At 71.5% G+C, this 18452-nt stretch carries 16 protein-coding genes and 1 tRNA gene; 16 read left to right on the top strand and 1 reads right to left on the bottom strand.

Features of this window, described 5'->3' with window-relative positions; all coding sequences use genetic code 11:
- Positions 1-14 precede the first annotated feature (14 nt).
- Complete coding sequence (locus tag AC0VY3_RS27810) at positions 15-575, top strand: hypothetical protein (protein WP_103508038.1); 561 nt, start codon at positions 15-17, stop codon at positions 573-575.
- Positions 576-701: 126 nt separating this feature from the next.
- Here AC0VY3_RS27810 and AC0VY3_RS27805 read toward each other — a convergent pair.
- Positions 702-773, bottom strand: a tRNA-Arg gene (locus AC0VY3_RS27805).
- A gap of 211 nt (positions 774-984) precedes the next feature.
- On the opposite strand from AC0VY3_RS27805, the gene AC0VY3_RS27800 reads away from it, so the two are divergent.
- From AC0VY3_RS27800 to AC0VY3_RS27730, 15 genes are all read left to right on the top strand, one after another.
- Complete coding sequence (locus AC0VY3_RS27800) at positions 985-1398, top strand: response regulator (protein ID WP_475550865.1); 414 nt, start codon at positions 985-987, stop codon at positions 1396-1398.
- A 55-nt stretch (positions 1399-1453) separates the two neighbouring features.
- Positions 1454-2542 carry an ArgS-related anticodon-binding protein NrtL gene (gene nrtL, locus AC0VY3_RS27795; protein WP_475550864.1) on the top strand — a complete coding sequence of 363 codons (1089 nt, stop codon included), beginning with the start codon at positions 1454-1456 and terminating at the stop codon, positions 2540-2542.
- A 33-nt stretch (positions 2543-2575) separates the two neighbouring features.
- Entirely contained in the window at positions 2576-3967 is a 1392-nt protein-coding gene (gene lysA, locus AC0VY3_RS27790) for a diaminopimelate decarboxylase (RefSeq protein ID WP_103508041.1), read from the top strand.
- Between the two features lie 96 nt (positions 3968-4063).
- Positions 4064-5365, top strand: a complete 1302-nt coding sequence (locus AC0VY3_RS27785; protein WP_475550863.1) for a homoserine dehydrogenase — start codon at positions 4064-4066, stop codon at positions 5363-5365.
- A gap of 7 nt (positions 5366-5372) precedes the next feature.
- On the top strand, positions 5373-6443 hold the full coding sequence (thrC, locus tag AC0VY3_RS27780; RefSeq protein WP_047178819.1) for a threonine synthase: 1071 nt from the start codon (positions 5373-5375) through the stop codon (positions 6441-6443).
- A gap of 388 nt (positions 6444-6831) precedes the next feature.
- A complete protein-coding gene (thrB, locus tag AC0VY3_RS27775) occupies positions 6832-7749 on the top strand; it encodes a homoserine kinase (protein WP_475550862.1) in 918 nt (305 codons plus the stop codon).
- A gap of 389 nt (positions 7750-8138) precedes the next feature.
- Positions 8139-10175, top strand: coding sequence for a transcription termination factor Rho (gene rho, locus AC0VY3_RS27770; RefSeq protein ID WP_475550861.1), 2037 nt, complete (start codon positions 8139-8141; stop codon positions 10173-10175).
- A gap of 330 nt (positions 10176-10505) precedes the next feature.
- Positions 10506-11609, top strand: a complete 1104-nt coding sequence (locus AC0VY3_RS27765) for an LCP family protein (RefSeq protein ID WP_103508044.1) — start codon at positions 10506-10508, stop codon at positions 11607-11609.
- Between the two features lie 173 nt (positions 11610-11782).
- Complete coding sequence (gene rpmE / locus AC0VY3_RS27760; RefSeq protein ID WP_015611364.1) at positions 11783-12007, top strand: 50S ribosomal protein L31; 225 nt, start codon at positions 11783-11785, stop codon at positions 12005-12007.
- A gap of 156 nt (positions 12008-12163) precedes the next feature.
- The gene (gene prfA, locus AC0VY3_RS27755; RefSeq protein WP_103508045.1) at positions 12164-13240 is read left to right on the top strand and encodes a peptide chain release factor 1; all 1077 of its coding nucleotides are present in this window, start codon (positions 12164-12166) and stop codon (positions 13238-13240) included.
- Positions 13241-13286: 46 nt separating this feature from the next.
- Positions 13287-14132, top strand: coding sequence for a peptide chain release factor N(5)-glutamine methyltransferase (prmC, locus tag AC0VY3_RS27750; RefSeq protein ID WP_073878327.1), 846 nt, complete (start codon positions 13287-13289; stop codon positions 14130-14132).
- A gap of 52 nt (positions 14133-14184) precedes the next feature.
- Entirely contained in the window at positions 14185-14832 is a 648-nt protein-coding gene (locus AC0VY3_RS27745) for an L-threonylcarbamoyladenylate synthase (protein ID WP_006127582.1), read from the top strand.
- Positions 14829-15470, top strand: a complete 642-nt coding sequence (locus AC0VY3_RS27740) for an arsenate reductase/protein-tyrosine-phosphatase family protein (RefSeq protein WP_103508046.1) — start codon at positions 14829-14831, stop codon at positions 15468-15470. Before AC0VY3_RS27745 ends, AC0VY3_RS27740 begins: the two co-directional genes overlap by 4 nt.
- Positions 15471-15620: 150 nt before the next feature.
- Positions 15621-16901, top strand: coding sequence for a serine hydroxymethyltransferase (locus AC0VY3_RS27735; protein WP_103508047.1), 1281 nt, complete (start codon positions 15621-15623; stop codon positions 16899-16901).
- Between the two features lie 93 nt (positions 16902-16994).
- Positions 16995-18389 (top strand): MraY family glycosyltransferase, encoded by a 1395-nt coding sequence (locus AC0VY3_RS27730; RefSeq protein ID WP_181010773.1) that lies wholly within the window; start codon positions 16995-16997, stop codon positions 18387-18389.
- The last annotated feature ends 63 nt before the right edge of the window (positions 18390-18452 follow it).

The following is an 18452-nucleotide window of genomic DNA, read 5'->3' as shown; positions in this document are numbered from 1 at the left end:
GGGGGTAGTGAAGCATGCGTGAAAACTGGCGCTCTAAGTTGAGCGTTCTCGCCGGGGCGTCGGCACTCGCCCTCTCGGCCGTCACCGCGACGCCGGCGCTCGCCGACGACGCCCCGGAGACCCCCGTGGAAATCCAGCTTCCCGCCGACGTGAAGATCGTCGAAGGTATCGCCCAGGAACCCGGCACGGAGATCCCCTTCCCGGCGGACGAGGACGAGACGACGGGACCTGCGGGCACGATGGCCGCCAAGGCCGCCCCACCGTCGAACACCTGCCTGGGCGCGACCGCCGCCTACGGTTCCAGCGGTTGCTTCCAGCACAACGGCGACATCGTCTGGGCGGGCGACACGAAGAAGGACGGCATGTCCGCGGCCGTCGGCGTCTACACCGACTACGGCCGCGCCGAGGAGGTCTGCGTCAACAAGCTCGGCGTGAACACCTGGGCGACCTGCAACAAGGACTACCGCGAGACCGGGAACGTACGCCTCCGCGTCCTGCGCTACGACGGCGACACCGGCAAGTTCTACCAGCCCGAGTCCTGGTCCGGCTGGATCCCGGTCGACGGCAAGTACTGACCCGCCGATCTCGTGAGGGCGAGCCGGACCACATTCCGCTCGCCCTCACGGGACTGCGGCATGCACAGGAAAGAAACACGAAAAAACCGGACCAGCCTCTGCTGGTCCGGTTCTTCAATCCGGAAGTGCCCCCGGCAGGATTCGAACCTGCGCACCCGGCTCCGGAGGCCGATGCTCTATCCCCTGAGCTACGGGGGCGTATCGCGGTGCTGCTCTGCGACGGGTGAAACACTACCAGCTCCTGCGGGGTGTCCGTGAACAGGTATTCCGCCGTGGCTCCGCGTGCTCTCCTCCCGGTCGGGCGGGCCGTGGAAGTGGAGGCCACCCGTCCGGGGCGGAAGTGGACAAAACCCGGACGCCGCCCGTCCGGCCGACCTACCCTCGAAGGGTGTCAGGGGCGTACGGCCGCGTGCTTGTTGTCGACGACAACAAGGTCATCCGGCAGCTGATCAGGGTCAATCTCGAGCTGGAGGGCTTCGAGGTCGTGACCGCGGCCGATGGTGTCGAGGCCCTGGACCTGGTGGAGAGGGTCCGGCCCGACGCGATCACCCTCGACGTCGTGATGCCCCGGCTGGACGGTCTGGAGACCGCCACCCGACTGCGCTCCGACCCCCGGACCCGCGGTCTTCCCATCGTCGTCATCAGCGCCTGTACAGCCTACGAGGTCGACGCGGGCGTGGCGGCCGGGGTCGACGCGTTCCTGGCGAAGCCGTTCGAGCCGAGCGAGCTGGTGCGGATCATGCGCCGGCTGGTGACCGGGGAGGAAGGCCCCCCGGTGGACGGGCGGCGCGGTGCCGGGCGGGCGGGGAGCACCGCCGGCTGACCGGATGGCGAAACCGGGTCGCGAGGTGCCCCCCTCTCTCACCTACGCTTGACCCGTGACCCCCGCCGATCTCTCCCGGACCGTGCTGCACGCCGTGCGCCGTGCGGTCGACGAGGACGCGTTGCGCGCACCCGTGCCCGCGCGCGTGCGGGTGGAGCGGACCCGGCCCGGCGGCAGCGGCGACTACGCCTGCGCCGTCGCGCTCCAGCTCGCCGGGCCCGCCGCGCTGCCCGCCCTGGAGGTCGCCCGCATCCTGCGCGAACGCGTCGCCGCCGAACCCGGCGTCGGGCGGGTCGAGATCACCGGACCGGGGTTCCTGAGCTTCACCCTCGACGCCCCGGCCGAGAGCGACCGGGCCGTGCTCACCGCCGTACGGGAACAGGGCCTCGGGTACGGACACGGGGACGCGCTCCGGGGCGAGATCCTTCAGCTCCACCACGCGCGGGAGGTCCGCGCCGCCGTCACCGCCGATGCCGTGCGCCGGCTCCTCGTCGCCCAGGGCGCCCGGGTCCGGGTCAGCAGCACGGAGCCGTCCGACCCGGACTGGGACCGCATCGGCGTCACCGTCGACGTGCACGGGGCGCTCCCCGTACCGCTCACCGGGATCCGGCCCGTCCCCGCCGGGGCCACCGCGGGCGAGCTGCTGGAGCGGCTCGGGCCCGACGCGGCCCGCTGGGGGCTCCTGCGGCCCGCCGGACACGACCGTCCCGCCCTCGGCCCCGAACTGCTCGTCCAGGGCGAGGCCAATCCGCTCTTCCGGGTCCGGTACGCCCACGCCAGGGCCCGCGCTCTCACCCGGGGGGCCGCCCTCCTCGGTTTCACCTCCGAGCCCTCCGAGCCCGCCGAGGACGTCCGGGGCGCCGCGTACGACCGCGCCGCCCGCCCCCTCCTCGACCTCATCGCCGACCACCCCGGTGTCCTGCTCGCCGGGGCCCGTCACCGCGCGCCCGACCGGGTCGCCCGGCAGCTGGAAGCCGTCGCGCACGCGTTCTTCGACTTCCACGACTCCTGCCCGCCCCTGCCCGCCGGTGACGAGAAACCCTCGGCCGCCCACCGTGCCCGGCTGGCTCTCGCCGAAGCCGCCGGGACGGTGCTGGCAGGCGGCCTGTCCCTGCTCGGTATCCGTGCGCCCGAACACCTCTGACGCGATCAGAAGAGACCTGAAAGAACCATCACGATGAGCCGCTCCGCACACCCCGCAGGTCCCCGTCACGCCGACGTCCTCACCGAGGGCCACTACTCCGCGCCCGCCGCCGACCTCAACGTCCTCGACGAGAAGGTCTGGTCGCGTACCGTCACCCGCGACGCGGACGGCGCCCTCACCGTCGGCGGGATCACCGTCGCCCGGCTCGCGGAGGAGTTCGGCACCCCCGCCTACTTCCTCGACGAGAGCGACTTCCGGGCCCGCTGCCGCGCCTGGGCCGACGCCTTCGGGCCGGACGCCGACGTCTTCTACGCCGGGAAGGCCTTCCTCTCCCGCGCCGTCGTGCGCTGGCTCAAGGAGGAGGGGCTCAACCTCGATGTGTGCTCCGGCGGTGAGCTGACCACCGCGCTCGACGCCGGTATGCCCGCCGAGCGCATCGCCTTCCACGGCAACAACAAGACCGTCGCCGAGATCGAGCGGGCCGTCGAGGCGGGCGTCGGGCGGATCGTGCTCGACTCCTTCCAGGAGATCGTCCGCGTCGCCCACATCGCCCGGCGCCACGGCGTCCGCCAGCGGGTGCAGATCCGCGTCACCGTCGGCGTCGAGGCCCACACCCACGAGTTCATCGCCACCGCGCACGAGGACCAGAAGTTCGGCATCGCGCTCGCCGACGGGCAGGCCGCCGAGGCGGTGCGCCGCGCGCTCGCCCTCGACGGGCTCGAACTCATCGGCGTCCACTCGCACATCGGCTCGCAGATCTTCGACATGGCCGGCTTCGAGGTCTCCGCCCGGCGCGTGGTCCAGCTGCTCGCCGAGATCCGCGACGAGCACGGTGTCGAGCTGCCCGAGATCGACCTCGGCGGTGGCCTCGGCATCGCGTACACCTCCGAGGACGACCCCCGCGAGCCGCACGAGATCGCCAAGGCGCTCAGCGACATCGTCACCCGCGAGTGCGAGGCCGCGAAGCTGCGCACCCCCCGGATCTCCGTCGAGCCGGGGCGCGCCATCGTCGGACCCACCGCGTTCACGCTGTACGAGGTCGGCACGATCAAGCCCCTGGAGGGGCTGCGGACGTACGTCAGCGTCGACGGCGGCATGTCGGACAACATCCGCACCGCGCTGTACGACGCCGAGTACAGCGTCGCGCTGGTCTCGCGGACCTCGGACGCCGAACCGATGCTGGTCCGGGTCGTCGGCAAGCACTGCGAGAGCGGTGACATCGTGGTCAAGGACGCGTTCCTGCCCGCCGACCTGGCGCCCGGCGACCTGATCGCCGTCCCCGCCACCGGCGCGTACTGCCGTTCCATGGCGAGCAACTACAACCACGCGCTGCGGCCTCCGGTCGTCGCCGTCCGCGACGGAGAGGCACGCGTCATCGTCCGGCGCGAGACGGAGGAAGATCTCCTGCGTCTCGATGTCGGCTGATGAAATAGTCATCTCAGGATCCGGACGGGGGTCAGAAACTCCCGTCCGGTGAGTGAGACTGGTCCCCACATGTGCATGTATGAGAAACGAGGTCGGATGATGCGTACGCGTCCGCTGAAGGTGGCGCTGCTGGGCTGTGGTGTGGTCGGCTCAGAGGTGGCGCGCATCATGACGACGCACGCCGACGACCTCGCGGCGCGCATCGGCGCGCCGGTCGAGCTCGCCGGCGTGGCCGTCCGCCGGCCCTCGAAGGTGCGTGAGGGCATCGACCCCGCACTGATCACCACCGACGCGACCGCGCTCGTGCGGCGCGGCGACATCGACGTCGTCATCGAGGTCATCGGGGGCGTCGAGCCGGCCCGCACGCTCATCACCACCGCCTTCGAGAACGGCGCGAGCGTCGTCTCCGCGAACAAGGCGCTGCTGGCCGAGGACGGCGCGGCCCTGCACGCCGCCGCCGAGAAGTACGGCCGTGATCTGTACTACGAGGCCGCCGTCGCCGGGGCCATCCCGCTGGTCCGGCCGCTGCGCGAGTCGCTCGCGGGCGACAAGGTCAACCGGGTGCTCGGCATCGTCAACGGCACGACCAACTTCATCCTCGACAAGATGGACACCAGTGGCGCCGGCTACTCCGAGGCGCTCGACGAGGCCACCGCCCTCGGGTACGCCGAGGCCGACCCGACCGCCGACGTCGAGGGCTTCGACGCCGCCGCGAAGGCCGCGATCCTCGCCGGGATCGCCTTCCACACCCGGGTGAAGATCGGCGACGTGCACCGCGAGGGCATCACCGAGGTCACCGCCGCCGACATCGCCTCCGCCCGTCGCATGGGCTGCACGGTCAAGCTGCTCGCCATCTGCGAGCGCGCCGCCGACGGGCAGTCCGTCACCGCCCGCGTCCACCCCGCGATGATCCCGCTCAGCCACCCGCTGGCCTCGGTCCGCGAGGCGTACAACGCGGTGTTCATCGAGGCCGACGCCGCGGGTCAGCTGATGTTCTACGGGCCCGGCGCCGGCGGCTCGCCGACCGCCTCCGCGGTCCTCGGCGACCTCGTCGCGGTCTGCCGCAACAAACTGGGCGAGGCCACCGGCCCCGGTGAGTCCGCCTACACCCGCCTGCCGGTCAGCCCCATGGGCGAGGTCGTCACGCGGTACCACATCAGCCTCGACGTGGCCGACAAGCCGGGCGTGCTCGCCCAGGTCGCGACGGTCTTCGCCGAGCAGGGCGTATCGATCGATACCGTACGCCAGCAAGGACGTCCAGATGGAGGCGGCGAGGCATCGCTCGTCGTCGTCACCCACCGCGCGCCCGACGCCGCCCTCTCCGGGACCGTCGAAGCGCTGCGCAAGCTCGACACCGTGCGCGGTGTCGCCAGCATCATGCGTGTTGAAGGGGAGTAAAGGACCCATGACCAGCAAGGGCACCCACCAGTGGCGCGGCATCATCGAGGAGTACCGGGACCGCCTCCCGGTCACGGCCACGACGCCGGTCGTCACACTTCGTGAGGGCGGTACGCCGCTCGTTCCGGCGCAGGTCCTCTCCGAGCGCACGGGCTGCGAGGTGCACCTCAAGGTCGAGGGCGCCAACCCCACCGGTTCGTTCAAGGACCGCGGCATGACCATGGCGATCACCCGGGCCAAGGAGGAGGGCGCGAAGGCCGTCATCTGCGCCTCCACCGGCAACACCTCGGCCTCCGCCGCGGCGTACGCGGTGCGTGCGGGCATGGTCTGCGCCGTCCTCGTACCGCAGGGCAAGATCGCGCTCGGCAAGATGGGCCAGGCGCTCGTGCACGGCGCCAAGATCCTCCAGGTCGACGGCAACTTCGACGACTGCCTGACCCTGGCCCGCTCGCTCTCGGACAACTACCCGGTGGCGCTGGTCAATTCGGTCAACCCGGTCCGGATCGAGGGCCAGAAGACCGCCGCGTTCGAGATCGTCGACGCGCTCGGCGACGCTCCCGACATCCACGTCCTGCCGGTCGGCAACGCGGGCAACATCACCGCGTACTGGAAGGGGTACACCGAGTACGCAGGCGACGGCGTCTCGACCCGTTCCCCGCGCATGTGGGGCTTCCAGGCCTCCGGCTCCGCGCCGATCGTGCGCGGCGAGGTCGTCAAGGACCCGTCGACCATCGCCACCGCGATCCGGATCGGCAACCCGGCCTCCTGGAACTACGCGCTCGCCGCACGCGACGAGTCGGGCGGCTTCATCGACGAGGTGACGGACCGGCAGATCCTGTCCGCGTACCGGCTGTTGGCCTCCCAGGAGGGCGTCTTCGTGGAGCCCGCGTCGGCCGCGTCCGTCGCCGGTCTGCTCAAGGCCGCCGAGGAGGGCAAGGTCGACCCCGGCCAGCGCATCGTCTGCACGGTCACCGGCAACGGCCTCAAGGACCCCGACTGGGCCGTCGCGGGCGCCCCGCAGCCGGTCACGGTCCCGGTCGACGCGGCCACCGCCGCCGAGAAGCTCGGACTCGTCTGATCCGGTCCCCGGGTCGAACGCGGCGGGCGTCGCGTTCGGCCCGGGGCAACCGCGACAACCCGGCTCAACCGGCCCCTTTCCGGGGCGGAGAGCGCATGGGAGGCGGGCGACACGCATCGTGCGCCTCCTGTGCGCCCTATGTCGCCACAGAACCTTCCTTCGATAAGCTGTACCCCATCCGCCCGGCATCCGCCCGCCGGACCGCCACGCCTGCGGTCCCCGTCGTGGCCGTCGGGCCGGTCACCGGATCCCGCACCGTTCCGGAGCCCTCCGCACAGCCGCGACCCCCACCGCAGCCGCCCCCGCCCATAACCCCGTCTTCAACGCCCCGCCGCCGCAGAGCCACCCGCACTGCATCCCCGCCGCCTTACAAGGAGTGGTCCGACCGATGGCCGGTCCCGCGTTCCGAGCCGCCGCCGTCAGGGTGCGCGTCCCCGCAACCAGCGCCAACCTGGGTCCGGGATTCGACTCCCTGGGTCTCTCGCTGGGGCTGTACGACGACGTCGTCGTCCGGGTCGCCGACTCCGGGCTGCACATCGACATCGCAGGTGAGGGCAGCCAGACCCTGCCCCGCGACGAGAGCCACCTGCTCGTACGCTCCCTGCGCACCGCGTTCGACCTGCTCGGCGGGCAGCCCCGCGGGCTGGAGATCGTCTGCGCCAACCGCATCCCGCACGGCCGCGGCCTCGGCTCCTCCTCCGCCGCCATCTGCGCCGGAATCGTCGCCGCCCGCGCCGTGACGACCGGCGGCGACGCCCGCCTCGACGACGCGGCCCTGCTGGAGCTGGCGACCGAGATCGAGGGGCACCCCGACAATGTCGCGGCCTGTCTGCTCGGCGGATTCACGCTGGCCTGGATGGACGGCGGCGCGGCCCGGGCGATCCGGATGGACCCCGCCGACTCCGTCGTGCCCGTCGTCTTCGTCCCCGGGCGCCCGGTGCTCACCGAGACGGCGCGCGGACTGCTCCCGCGCACCGTCCCGCACGTCGACGCCGCGCTCAACGCCGGCCGGGCGGCCCTGCTCGTCGAGGCCCTGACCCGCCGCCCCGAACTGCTGCTCGCCGCCACCGAGGACCGGATCCACCAGGAATACCGGGGCCCCGCCATGCCGGAGAGCGTGGAACTGGTCAACCGTCTGCGTGGAGACGGTGTGCCCGCGGTCATCTCCGGTGCGGGGCCCACGGTCCTCGCGCTGACGGAGGAAGGATCGGCCGACAAGGTCGCCCGACTGGCGGGGGAGGGCTGGGCGGCGAACCGGCTGGCCCTCGACGCGACGGGCGCCAGTGTGCTGCCGCTGGCCGCGTAACCGCATGTGATTACCGGTGAGCGAGAGGGGGAATGTTTGTTGGAGCCGGTAGTGTTAACCTCAAGTCTGCAACCGACGTCTTTGAGGCGCGTTGCTTCGTGTCCCCCTCCGGGACCGCCATTCTTCCGGGAGCCTCCCCAACTGCCTGAGCAGCCTGCCTGAGCAGTTTCGAGCACGCTCCGGAACCGGCACGACACCCCTCGCTCGTCCAGGAGTGGGCCGAGCAGGGGGATCTCGCGCCGGACCCCGCACGTTCATCTCTCCGCCGTACCCGGCGGACCACCGCCCCGGCAAGGTCCGCGATCCAGCAAGATCAACAGACCGCAGTCGGACAGCACAACCGGTCGCCGAGCCAGAAGGCCGACGTCCGCTCCAGGGAAGGACCCTTCGTGAGCGACACCACCGATCTGATGGGCGTGACTGCCGACAAGAACGTCGACAGCGCCGCGCCCGCCGAAGGTGCTGCCACTGGCACCACCGCACGGCGCCGCCGCTCCGGCACCGGCCTCGAGGGCATGGTCCTGGCCGAGCTGCAGCAGGTCGCGTCCGGCCTCGGCATCAGGGGCACTGCGCGGATGCGCAAGAGCCAGCTGATCGAGGTCATCAAGGAGGCGCAGGCGGGTGGTGGATCCGCCGCCCCCAAGACCTCCTCCAAGGCCGCGGCGGCCCCCGCCGAGGCGGAGAGCAAGCCGAAGCGCCGCGCGACCTCCAAGGCGCGCACCGGGGACGAGGGCGCTGCTGCCGCCGAGAAGGACACGGCCCAGCAGCAGATCGACATCCCCGGTCAGCCGGCCAGCGACGACCAGCCCGCGGGCGAGCGTCGTCGCCGCCGTGCCACCGCGCAGGCGGGCAGCCCCGACACCAAGACCGAGGCGAAGACCGAGGTCAAGGCGAAGGCGGAGCCCCAGGCCGAGCAGAAGACCGAGGAGCGCGCCGAGCCGAAGGGCGACGCCAAGGCCGAGGCCGCCGCCGACACGGCCGAGGGCCGTCGCGGCGACCGTCGTGACCGCGGTGAGCGGGGCGAGCGCGGTGAGCGTGGCGACCGCCGCGAGCGTCAGCGCGACCGCCGGGGCAAGGGCGACGACCAGGGCCAGCAGGGCGGCGGCGGGCAGCGCCCGCAGCGCCAGGGCCAGGGGCAGGGCCAGCAGAACCGTGACAACGGTCCGCAGGACGACTTCGACGACGAGGCGGGCGGCCGTCGTGGCCGTCGTGGCCGTTACCGCGACCGCCGGGGCCGTCGCGGGCGCGACGACTTCGCCGGCGATGTGCAGGTGGCCGACGACGACGTCCTGATCCCCGTCGCGGGCATCCTGGACATCCTCGACAACTACGCGTTCATCCGGACCTCCGGCTACCTGCCGGGCCCGAACGACGTGTACGTCTCGCTCGCCCAGGTCCGCAAGAACGGCCTGCGCAAGGGTGACCACGTCACCGGCGCGGTGCGTCAGCCCAAGGACGGCGAGCGGCGCGAGAAGTTCAACGCGCTGGTCCGCCTCGACTCGGTCAACGGCATGGCCCCCGAGTCCGGCCGCGGCCGCCCGGAGTTCCAGAAGCTGACCCCGCTCTACCCGCAGGACCGGCTCCGTCTGGAGACCGACTCCAACATCCTGACGACGCGGATCATCGACCTGGTGGCCCCGATCGGCAAGGGCCAGCGCGGGCTCATCGTGGCCCCGCCGAAGACCGGCAAGACCATGATCCTGCAGGCCATCGCCAACGCGATCACGGTCAACAGCCCCGAGTGCCACCTGATGGTCGTCCTGGTCGACGAGCGTCCGGAAGAGGTCACCGACATGCAGCGGTCGGTGAAGGGCGAGGTCATCTCCTCGACCTTCGACCGTCCCGCCGAGGACCACACCACCGTCGCCGAGCTGGCCATCGAGCGCGCCAAGCGTCTCGTCGAGCTGGGTCACGACGTGGTCGTCCTGCTCGACTCGATCACCCGACTGGGCCGCGCGTACAACCTCGCGGCGCCGGCCTCCGGCCGCATCCTCTCCGGTGGTGTCGACTCGACCGCGCTGTACCCCCCGAAGCGCTTCTTCGGCGCGGCGCGCAACATCGAGGACGGCGGCTCGCTGACCATCCTGGCCACCGCGCTCGTCGAGACCGGCTCGCGCATGGACGAGGTGATCTTCGAGGAGTTCAAGGGCACCGGCAACATGGAGCTCAAGCTCGACCGGAAGCTCTCGGACAAGCGCATCTTCCCGGCGGTGGACGTCGACGCGTCCTCGACCCGTAAGGAAGAGATCCTGCTCGGCACCGACGAGCTGGCGGTCGTCTGGAAGCTGCGCCGGGTGCTGCACGCGCTCGACCAGCAGCAGGCGATCGAGCTTCTCCTGGACCGGATGAAGAAGACCCAGTCCAATGCGGAGTTCCTGCTCCAGATCCAGAAGACGACGCCGGGCAGCGGGAACGGCAACGACTGACGTTCTTCCGGCAGTTGAACACGGCGGCCCCCCTCGCTCCGGTGAGGGGGGCCGCCGTGCGTCGACCGGGCCGTCCCGAGACCTTTGCCACACGGAGCGTCGCCCCGCAGTGCTCCGGCCGACGTCGGCCGGAGCCGGAAAACCCCAGGTGAACGCCGGAGCACCGGCCGGCTGCCGACTGTGTACCGCGCCTGCCGGCCGAACGGGGGCCACAGCCGCGTATGCAACCCTTCTTGGTGCTTCGGCCGTCCCTACAGGAGAGGCCGGCCGCGCGTGGACCACCACGGCAGGGGGGGGGCAGACGGGCTACAGGAGTCACGAGGGAGACGTGTGAGCGAGCAGAGCAGGAGCACGGGCCGCATACGCGGTACCGGCAGCCGGCGGAGGAAGCCCTCGGGACGGCACCGTGCCAAGGTCGTCGCGGCCTGGACGGTGGCGGGTGTCGTGGTCGTCGGCGGGGCCGGACTCGGATACGCCTACCTGGCGCTCGACGGCAACCTCTCCAGCGTCGACATCGACGCCAAGCTCGGCGCCGACCGTCCCGACGACGTGGACGACGGCTCGCAGGACATCCTGGTGCTGGGTTCCGACTCGCGCTCCGGCGACAACGGGAAGTACGGCGCCGACGAGGGCGCGGCCCGCTCGGACACGGCGATGGTCGTGCACGTCGACAAGGGCCACAAGAGCGCGAGCGTCGTGTCGATACCGCGCGACACCCTGATAGAGCGCCCCGCCTGCACGAGCGACACGACGGACGAGACGGTTCCCGCCGAGCACCGGGCGATGTTCAACACCGCGTACGAGGTCGGCGGGCCGGCCTGCGCCGTGAAGACCGTAGAAGCGATGTCCGGCATCCGCATGGACCACTACCTCGAGGTCGACTTCACCGGCTTCGAGAAGCTCATCGACGAGCTGGGCGGCGTGGAGATCACCACGAAGACCGCCATCAACGACTCCAAGAGCCACCTCGACCTGGAGCCGGGCACCCACACCCTGGACGGCGAGGAGTCCCTCGGGCTCGTCCGCACCCGCAAGAGCGTCGGCGACGGCAGCGACCTGGGACGTATCCAGCTCCAACAGGCTTTCGTCAAGGCGCTGATGGAGCAGACGAAGAGCGTCGGGGTGTTCTCCAGCCCCAAGAAGCTCTACGGTCTCGCGGACGCCGCCACCAAGGCCGTCACCACCGACTCCGGGCTCGGCTCGGTCAAGAAGCTCACCGGGTTCGCGGGCGGCCTCAAGGGGCTGGGCGCGGACAACGTCCACATGGTGACCCTGCCGGTGGAGTACGACCCGGCCGACCCGAACCGGGTCCTGCCGCAGGAGAACGCCGGCCGCCAGGTCTGGGCCGCCCTCAAGAACGACCGGCCGATCCCCGCCTCCGCCACCGAGAAGTCGGCCGGCGACAAGGGCGAGGCCGCGAAGGTCGTCGAGTAGGACGAGCCGGGCCCGCCGGTCACCCGCCGTGCGCGGAGAGTAGGGGAATACCTGGCCCCCGTCCCTGGTTTTGGGAGATACGGCCGGTCCTGGCAGACTGGTACGTCGGCCCCGGTTCACGGCCGCGCAATCCGCGCGGACGACCCGGCGCCCTCCCGAAACTAGGAGACACCTTGAAGCGCGACATCCACCCCGAGTACGTCGAGACCCAGGTCAGCTGCACCTGCGGTGCGTCGTTCACCACCCGGAGCACCATCGACTCCGGCGCCATCCGCGCCGACGTCTGCTCCGAGTGCCACCCGTTCTACACGGGCAAGCAGAAGATCCTCGACACCGGCGGCCGCGTGGCCCGCTTCGAGGCCCGCTTCGGCAAGGCTGCCGGCTCCGCCAGCAAGTAGCGAGCCACTGCGCCGGTTCCTGGCGCCCTCTTCCCGGGGGCGTCGGAACCGGCGTTTTTTCCGGTCGGGTGCCCGGGGGAGCCCCCGCCGGACACCCCACCGGGCAGTACGCCCTCCAGCAGGCCCGCAGAATCCAGACCAACCAGGAGCCCCCGAATGTTCGAGGCGGTCGAGGAACTGATCGGTGAACACACCGGTCTCGAGAAGAAGCTCGCCGATCCGTCGGTCCACGCCGACCAGGCCAACGCGCGCAAGCTGAACAAGCGTTACGCGGAGCTGACCCCGATCGTCTCCACGTACCGGAGCTGGAAGCAGACCGGCGAGGACATCGAGACCGCCCGCGAGTACGCCGCGGACGACCCCGACTTCGCCGCCGAGGTCAAGGACCTGGAGAAGGAGCGCGAAGAGCTCACCGAGAAGCTCCGTCTCCTCCTCGTCCCGCGCGACCCCAGCGACGACAAGGACGTGCTCCTGGAGATCAAGGCGGGCGCGGGCGGCGACGAGTCCGCCCTGTTCGCCGGTGATCTGCTGCGCATGTATCTGCGCTATGCCGAGCGCGTCGGCTGGAAGACCGAGATCATCGACTCCACCGAATCCGAGCTCGGCGGCTACAAGGACGTCCAGGTCGCCGTGAAGACCAAGGGCGGCAACGGCGCCACCGAGCCCGGCCAGGGCGTCTGGGCCCGGATGAAGTACGAGGGCGGCGTGCACCGGGTGCAGCGCGTGCCCTCCACCGAGTCCCAGGGCCGTATCCACACCTCCGCCGCGGGCGTGCTCGTCACCCCCGAGGCCGAGGAGGTCGACGTCGAGATCCACGCCAACGATCTCCGTATCGACGTCTACCGCTCCTCCGGCCCCGGCGGCCAGTCCGTCAACACGACCGACTCCGCCGTCCGCATCACCCACCTGCCGACCGGCGTCGTCGCCTCCTGCCAGAACGAGAAGAGCCAGCTCCAGAACAAGGAGCAGGCCATGCGCATCCTGCGCTCCCGGCTGCTGGCCGCCGCCCAGGAGGCCGCCGAGCAGGAGGCCTCCGACGTCCGCCGCAGCCAGGTGCGTACCGTCGACCGATCCGAGAAGATCCGGACCTACAACTTCCCGGAAAACCGCATCTCGGACCACCGGGTCGGCTTCAAGGCGTACAACTTGGACCAGGTCCTCGACGGAGAGCTCGACGCCGTCATCCAGGCATGCGTCGACGCCGACTCCGCCGCCAAGCTCGCCAACGCGTAAGCGTCCCGCCCGCCCCGCACACCCGTAACCCGTACGGAGAACCGCGATGAACCTGCTGCTCGCCGAGGTGGCCCAGGCCACCCAGCGGCTGGCCGACGCCGGTGTCCCCTCACCGCGATTCGACGCCGAGGAACTCGCGGCCTTCGTCCACGGGGTGAAGCGGGGCGCGCTGCACACGGTGCCCGACACCGACTTCGACGCCCGGTACTGGGAGACGATCGCCCGCCGCGAGGCCCGCGAACCCCTCCAGCACATCACCGGCCGCGCCTTCTTCCGCTACCTGGAGCTCCAGGTAGGACCCGGTGTCTTCGTGCCCCGGCCGGAGACCGAGTCGGTCGTCGGCTGGGCGATAGACGCCGTGCGCGCGATGGACGTCGTCGAGCCCGTCGTCGTCGACCTGTGCACCGGATCGGGCGCCATCGCGCTCGCCATGGCGCAGGAGGTCCCGCGCTCGCGCGTCCACGCCGTGGAGCTGTCCGAGGACGCCCTCAGATGGACGCGGAAGAACGCCGAGGGGTCCAGGGTCACCGTGCACAAGGGAGACGCCCTGAGCGCCCTTCCGGAGCTCGACGGCCAGGTCGACCTGGTGATCTCCAACCCGCCGTACATCCCGCTCACCGAGTGGGAGTACGTCGCCCCCGAGGCCCGCGACCACGACCCGGAGATGGCCCTGTTCTCCGGCGAGGACGGCCTCGACACCATCCGCGGCATCGAACGCACCGCCCACCGGCTGCTGCGCCCCGGCGGCCTCGTCGTCATCGAGCACGCCGACACCCAGGGCGGCCAGGTGCCGTGGATCTTCACCGAGGAGCGGGGCTGGGCGGATGCCGCCGACCACCCCGACCTGAACAAGCGGCCCCGGTTCGCCACCGCCCGCAAGGCCATGCCGTGACCCGGATCCGGCACCACCACCCGTACCCGCACCTGTCCGAGGAGGCCGGCTGATGGCTCGGCGATACGACTGCAACGACGCCACCGACCGGACCACGGGTCTGCGCGAGGCCGCATCGGCCGTCCGCCGGGGCGAACTGGTCGTGCTGCCCACCGACACCGTGTACGGGATCGGTGCGGACGCCTTCACCTCGGAGGCCGTCGCGGACCTGCTCGACGCCAAGGGCCGGGGCCGCAACATGCCCACCCCCGTCCTGATCGGCTCGCCGAACACCCTGCACGGCCTGGTCACCGACTTCTCCGAGGAGGCCTGGGAGCTCGTCGACGCCTTCTGGCCCGGCGCCCTCACCCTCGTCGCCCGGCACCAGCCCTCCCTCCAGTGGGATCTCGGCGACACCCGGGGCACCGTCGCCATCCGGATGCCGCTGCACCCGGTCGCCATCGAGCTGCTCACCGAGGTCGGCCCGATGGCCGTCTCCAGCGCCAACCTCACCGGACACCCCGCGCCGGAGGACTGCGACGCCGCCCAGGGCATGCTCGGCGACTCCGTCTCCGTCTACCTCGACGGCGGCCCGACGCCCGGCATCGTGCCGTCCTCGATCGTCGACGTCACCGGCGCCACCCCGGTCCTGCTGCGCGCCGGCGCCCTCTCCGCGGAGGAGCTGCGCAAGGTGGTTCCCGACCTCGAGGTGGCCAATTGACCGCCCCCGAGGGGCGTGGCATAGCAGGGCGGACCGACACCTTCCGCATCCTCCACGTCAGCACCGGCAACGTCTGCCGCTCACCGATCACCGAGCGGCTGACCCGCCATGCCCTGGTGGACCGCCTCGGCGATCCGCTCAGCGGCGGCCTGATCGTGGAGAGCGCGGGCACCTGGGGCCATGAAGGCGCGCCCATGGAGGCCAACGCCGAGGTCGTCCTCGCCGACTTCGGCGCGGACGCCAGCGGCTTCGTCGGCCGCGAACTGCTCGACGAGCACGTGATCCGCGCCGACCTGGTCCTCACCGCCACCCGCGACCACCGCGCCCAGGTCATCTCCATGGGCCACTCCGCGGGCCTGCGCACCTTCACGCTCAAGGAGTTCACCCGGCTGGTACGGGCCATAGACCCGGCCACCCTGCCCGACCCGCGCGACGAGGGCGTCGTCGAGCGCGCCCGCGCCCTGGTGCGCGCCGCCGCCGCGCTGCGCGGCTGGCTGCTGGCCCCGACCGCCGAGGCGGACGAGGTCTACGACCCCTACGGCGCCCCCATCACCTTCTTCCGCTCCATCGGCGACGAGATCAACCAGGCCCTCGACCCGGTCGTCACCGCGCTCACCGGCGTACACGCCCCGAGCTGAGCGGCACACCCGCGCCGTATCGGGCGGCCGGTGCGCCGACCGGCGTACGGGACGCCGCGACAGCGGGCACGGCGCCCGGCCCCGGCCTACATTGGAGCTGACACCGGCACCCCTCGCCGGCGCACCCACCTCCAGGCCCGGAGCCGTCCCATGCCGGTCACCTCCCCCGCCGCACCCGCAGCCGTGTCGCCCGCGCCCGACGCCCTGCCCCAGGACTTCGGCGCCCTGCTCCGCCAGGACCCGGAGATCGCCGGGGTCCTGGACGCGGAGAGGGACCGTCAGGCGAGCACCCTCCAGCTGATCGCCGGCGAGAACTTCCAGTCGCCCGCGGTCCTCGCCGCCCTCGGCTCCCCGCTCGCCAACAAGTACGCCGAGGGCTACCCGGGCGCCCGCCACCACGGCGGCTGCGAACACGCGGACGCCGCCGAACGCATCGCGGTCCGCCGGGCCACCGCCCTCTTCGGCGCCGAACACGCCAACGTCCAGCCGCACTCCGGCTCCTCCGCCGTCCTCGCCGCCTACGCCGCGCTGCTGCGCCCCGGCGACACGGTCCTCGCGATGGGACTGCCGTACGGCGGACACCTCACCCACGGGGCTCCGGGCAACTTCTCCGGCCGCTGGTTCGACTTCGTCGGCTACGGCGTGGACCCGGACACCGGGCTCATCGACCACACCCGGCTCCGCGCCCTGGCCCGCGCCCGCCGCCCCAAGGCCATCGTCTGCGGCTCGATCTCCTACCCCCGCCACCCCGACTACGAGATGTTCCGCGAGATCGCCGACGAGGTCGGCGCGTATCTGATCGCGGACGCCGCCCATCCGATGGGGCTGATCGCCGGGGGAGCGGCCCCGAGCCCGGTCCCGTACGCCGACGTGGTCTGCGCCACCACGCACAAGGTGCTGCGCGGGCCGCGCGGCGGCATGATCCTGTGCGGCGCGGAGCTGGCCGGGCGGATCGACCGGGCGGTGTTCCCGTTCACCCAGGGCGGGGCGCAGATGCACACGGTGGCGGCGAAGGCGGTCGCGTTCGGCGAGGCCGAGACCCCGGCGTACACGCTTTACGCCCACCAGGTCGTCGCCCACGCCCGGGTGCTCGCCGCCGGCCTGGAGGCGGAGGGCTTCGAGGTCACCACGGGCGGTACCGACACCCACATCGTGGTCGCGGACCCGGCACCGCTCGGCGTCGACGGCCGCACCGCGCGGATGCGGCTGGCGGCGGCCGGCATGGTCCTGGACACCTGTGCCCTGCCGTACGGGGACGCCCGGGGCATCCGCCTGGGCACGGCCGCCGTGACCACGCAGGGGATGGACGAGGGGGACATGGCCAGGATCGCGGCGCTGTTCGGGGCGGCCGTACGGGAGCCGGGCGATGTGAGCCCGATCGCGGCGGAGGTCCGTGAACTGGCCCTGCGCAATCCGCCGTATCCGGGGTAGGCGAGGTGGGCGGGGCCCGTGGAACCATCACCCGTACCGTGGAGTCCTTGTTTCAGAGACTAGTCTTTGGGGCTCAGATGGCCGGCGAATTCTGTGGGGCAGCCCGTGCGTGATTACCTGCTGACGCTCTGTGTCACGGCAGCGGTGACTTATCTGCTGACCGGACCGGTGCGTAAGTTCGCCATCGCGGTCGGGGCGATGCCCGCGATCCGCGCGCGCGACGTCCACCGGGAACCGACTCCCCGGCTCGGTGGCATCGCCATGTTCGGCGGACTGTGTGCGGGACTGATCGTCGCCGACCACCTGTTCAACCTGAACGGCGTCTTCGAACTCTCCAACGAGCCAAGGGCGTTGCTCTCCGGCGCCGCGCTGATCTGGCTGATCGGCGTCCTGGACGACAAGTTCGAGATCGACGCGCTGATCAAGCTCGGCGGCCAGATGATCGCCGCCGCCGTCATGGTCATCCAGGGCCTCACGATCCTGTGGCTGCCGATCCCGGGCGTCGGCACGGTCGCCCTCACCCAGTGGCAGGGGACGCTGCTCACGGTGGCGCTGGTCGTCATCACGATCAACGCGGTCAACTTCGTCGACGGCCTGGACGGGCTCGCGGCGGGCATGGTGTGCATCGCGTCGGCGGCGTTCTTCCTGTACGCCTACCGCCTCTGGTACGGGTACGGGATCGAGGCGGCGGCCCCCGCGACGCTGTTCGCGGCGATCCTGATGGGCATGTGCCTCGGCTTCCTGCCGCACAACATGCATCCGGCGCGGATCTTCATGGGCGACTCGGGCTCGATGCTGATCGGCCTGGTGCTGTCGGCGGGCGCGATCTCGATCACGGGCCAGGTCGACCCGGACCTCATGAAGCTCTTCGAGGGCAGCGAGCGCGAGGCCACCCACGCCCTGCTGCCGGTCTTCATCCCGCTGGTGCTGCCGCTGACGATCATCGCGATCCCGGCCGCCGACCTGGTCCTCGCCATCGTCCGGCGCACCTGGAACGGCCAGTCGCCGTTCGCCGCCGACCGGGGCCATCTGCACCACCGGCTGCTGGAGATCGGCCACTCGCACAGCCGGGCCGTGCTGATCATGTACTTCTGGTCGGCGCTCATCGCCTTCGGCGCCGTCGGCTACTCGGTGCACTCGGCGTCCTCATGGATCGTGTTCGTCATCATCGCGTCGAGCGCGGTGGGCCTGGCCCTGCTGCTGATGCCGCGCTTCACCCCGCGCGCCCCGCACTGGGCCAACCGCTTCGTCCCGCCGCGCTACCGGCACCGGGCGACCGAGCGGGCCGCGGCTCCGTCGTCCTCCCACGGCGAGAAGCCGGCACCGGTGACCTCCGGGGCCCAACAGGGCGCGGCAGACGCTCAGATGGGCGAGGAGGCCGTCGAACGGGCCCCTGTGGCGGTCGGGGTGTCCGGCGTCAACGGCGCTACCGCGATCGGTGCTCGTTCGCGCTTCCCGGATCGCCGTTCCATCGACTCCTCGCGCTGACGATTCGGATCCTGCGGTGCATTACCAGACATTGCGCCGCCTTGTCGTGCACACACGCGCGAG

Source organism: Streptomyces sp. iso_384 (assembly GCF_056172905.1).
This window is presented reverse-complemented; position numbering and strand designations above follow the sequence as displayed.

Excerpts from the sequence above, each read along its gene's own strand:
- AC0VY3_RS27735 (WP_103508047.1), top strand. The coding sequence starts at position 15,621 with ATGCCGGTCACCTCCCCCGCCGCACCCGCAGCCGTGTCGCCCGCGCCC.
- AC0VY3_RS27785 (WP_475550863.1), top strand. The coding sequence starts at position 4,064 with ATGATGCGTACGCGTCCGCTGAAGGTGGCGCTGCTGGGCTGTGGTGTG.
- prmC (WP_073878327.1), top strand. The coding sequence starts at position 13,287 with ATGAACCTGCTGCTCGCCGAGGTGGCCCAGGCCACCCAGCGGCTGGCC.
- AC0VY3_RS27810 (WP_103508038.1), top strand. The coding sequence starts at position 15 with ATGCGTGAAAACTGGCGCTCTAAGTTGAGCGTTCTCGCCGGGGCGTCG.
- prfA (WP_103508045.1), top strand. The coding sequence starts at position 12,164 with ATGTTCGAGGCGGTCGAGGAACTGATCGGTGAACACACCGGTCTCGAG.
- lysA (WP_103508041.1), top strand. The coding sequence starts at position 2,576 with ATGAGCCGCTCCGCACACCCCGCAGGTCCCCGTCACGCCGACGTCCTC.
- thrC (WP_047178819.1), top strand. The coding sequence starts at position 5,373 with ATGACCAGCAAGGGCACCCACCAGTGGCGCGGCATCATCGAGGAGTAC.
- thrB (WP_475550862.1), top strand. The coding sequence starts at position 6,832 with ATGGCCGGTCCCGCGTTCCGAGCCGCCGCCGTCAGGGTGCGCGTCCCC.
- AC0VY3_RS27745 (WP_006127582.1), top strand. The coding sequence starts at position 14,185 with ATGGCTCGGCGATACGACTGCAACGACGCCACCGACCGGACCACGGGT.